The organism is Staphylococcus sp. HMSC063A07, from assembly GCF_001836955.1.
GTDB classification, from domain to species: Bacteria; Bacillota; Bacilli; order Staphylococcales; family Staphylococcaceae; genus Staphylococcus; species Staphylococcus lugdunensis.
The window spans coordinates 451,659-452,001 of record NZ_KV830932.1 but is presented as its reverse complement, the minus strand read 5'-3'; the positions used below and the strand labels follow the sequence as shown (position 1 = coordinate 452,001).

Here is a 343-nt window from a genome sequence, read left to right as displayed (position 1 = left end):
TTACTAAACTAAATGAACGAGGTGCCTTATCTATAAAGATTATAACATGACTCAACTACACTATACACTACCAATGGAAACTTCAATTCTTATTCCTACAAATAATATTTCTCGATATGTATAAACAATCCCAGATAATGAGTTCAATCATCATCGTGGTGCAACATCATATCATCCAAAAATGATAACAAGCTGTATATTATCTAATACATAAGCGAAAAGACCATTTCTATCAAATAATTTTAATAGAAATGGTCTTTTTTACATTGCTTAAGAACTTAATGGCCCAGGCCTTCCTGTCAATTACTGCCAGTATATCGTTCATAGCCTAAAACATAATGAT

General features: G+C 30.9%; 1 pseudogene. It reads left to right on the top strand.

Features of this window, described 5'->3' with window-relative positions:
• Positions 1-28: 28 nt before the first annotated feature.
• A pseudogene (locus HMPREF2597_RS13045) lies at positions 29-202 on the top strand (IS5/IS1182 family transposase); the annotation flags it as partial.
• Positions 203-343 lie beyond the last annotated feature (141 nt).